Consider the following 2,244-nt stretch of genomic DNA (forward strand, 5'->3'; position numbering starts at 1 on the left):
TTGATCCTGGCTCAGGATGAACGCTGGCGGCGTGCTTAACACATGCAAGTCGAACGGTGAAGCAGGAGCTTGCTCTTGTGGATCAGTGGCGAACGGGTGAGTAACACGTGAGCAACCTGCCCCGAACTCTGGGATAAGCGCTGGAAACGGCGTCTAATACCGGATACGCACCAGAGCGGCATCGTTACTGGTGGGAAAGATTTATTGGTTCGGGATGGGCTCGCGGCCTATCAGCTTGTTGGTGAGGTAACGGCTCACCAAGGCGTCGACGGGTAGCCGGCCTGAGAGGGTGACCGGCCACACTGGGACTGAGACACGGCCCAGACTCCTACGGGAGGCAGCAGTGGGGAATATTGCACAATGGGCGCAAGCCTGATGCAGCAACGCCGCGTGAGGGATGACGGCCTTCGGGTTGTAAACCTCTTTTAGCAGGGAAGAAGCGAAAGTGACGGTACCTGCAGAAAAAGCGCCGGCTAACTACGTGCCAGCAGCCGCGGTAATACGTAGGGCGCAAGCGTTATCCGGAATTATTGGGCGTAAAGAGCTCGTAGGCGGTCTGTCGCGTCTGCTGTGAAAACCCGAGGCTCAACCTCGGGCCTGCAGTGGGTACGGGCAGACTAGAGTGCGGTAGGGGAGATTGGAATTCCTGGTGTAGCGGTGGAATGCGCAGATATCAGGAGGAACACCGATGGCGAAGGCAGATCTCTGGGCCGTAACTGACGCTGAGGAGCGAAAGGGTGGGGAGCAAACAGGCTTAGATACCCTGGTAGTCCACCCCGTAAACGTTGGGAACTAGTTGTGGGGGCCTTTCCACGGTCTCCGTGACGCAGCTAACGCATTAAGTTCCCCGCCTGGGGAGTACGGCCGCAAGGCTAAAACTCAAAGGAATTGACGGGGACCCGCACAAGCGGCGGAGCATGCGGATTAATTCGATGCAACGCGAAGAACCTTACCAAGGCTTGACATATAGAGGAAAGATCTGGAAACAGTTCCCCCGCAAGGTCTCTATACAGGTGGTGCATGGTTGTCGTCAGCTCGTGTCGTGAGATGTTGGGTTAAGTCCCGCAACGAGCGCAACCCTCGTTCTATGTTGCCAGCACGTAATGGTGGGAACTCATGGGATACTGCCGGGGTCAACTCGGAGGAAGGTGGGGATGACGTCAAATCATCATGCCCCTTATGTCTTGGGCTTCACGCATGCTACAATGGCCGGTACAAAGGGCTGCAATACCGTGAGGTGGAGCGAATCCCAAAAAGCCGGTCCCAGTTCGGATTGAGGTCTGCAACTCGACCTCATGAAGTCGGAGTCGCTAGTAATCGCAGATCAGCAACGCTGCGGTGAATACGTTCCCGGGTCTTGTACACACCGCCCGTCAAGTCATGAAAGTCGGTAACACCTGAAGCCGGTGGCCTAACCCTTGTGGAGGGAGCCGTCGAAGGTGGGATCGGTAATTAGGACTAAGTCGTAACAAGGTAGCCGTACCGGAAGGTGCGGCTGGATCACCTCCTTTCTAAGGAGCATCTGGCACTCTTCGGGGTGTCCAGGCGCCAGGTCGGGACCGAATGTGTCTCGCTGGTTAGCTCATGGGTGGAACATTTGACATGCCGTCAGCGCTGCTGACTGGTTTTAGTACGGCCTGCTTGCGGGTCTGGAACGAGCTGGTTGGCGAAGCGGGGTGGCTGCACGCTGTTGGGTCCTGAAGGACCGGAACCTCTGGTTCCCTCCTTCTGGGCCCTTTCTGAGTCCCACCGTTGGTGGGGTGAGGGAGGGGCACCGCCCGTACTTTGAGAACTACACAGTGGACGCGAGCATCTTTAAAGATAGCGAACGACAGATCTTTCAAAAGGGATCTGTCGGCTCATGTGATTTCAAGTCTTTAAGAGCAGACGGTGGATGCCTTGGCATCTGGAGCCGAAGAAGGACGTAGCAATCTGCGATAAGCCTCGGGGAGCTGATAAGCGAGCTTTGATCCGAGGATGTCCGAATGGGGAAACCCCGCCAGGATCAACACCTGGTGACTCCCGCCTGAATATATAGGGCGGGTAGAGGGAACGTGGGGAAGTGAAACATCTCAGTACCCACAGGAAGAGAAAACAACAGTGATTCCGTGAGTAGTGGCGAGCGAAACCGGATGAGGCTAAACCGAGCGTGTGTGATAGCCGGCAGGCGTTGCACGTTCGGGGTTGCGGGACTCTCCTGACTCTTCTGCCGAAGGGTCGACGTGACAGCAGCGTATAGACGAA

The 2,244-nt window shown here is 56.5% G+C and carries 2 rRNA genes; both read left to right on the forward strand.

From position 1 onward, the window contains the following. Positions 1-1,511 (forward strand): 16S ribosomal RNA (locus ABD161_RS15925); the annotation flags it as partial. A 356-nt stretch (positions 1,512-1,867) separates the two neighbouring features. Beyond that, positions 1,868-2,244 (forward strand): 23S ribosomal RNA (locus ABD161_RS15930); the annotation flags it as partial.

This window comes from Microbacterium paludicola (assembly GCF_039529675.1).
GTDB classification, from domain to species: Bacteria; Actinomycetota; Actinomycetes; order Actinomycetales; family Microbacteriaceae; genus Microbacterium; species Microbacterium paludicola.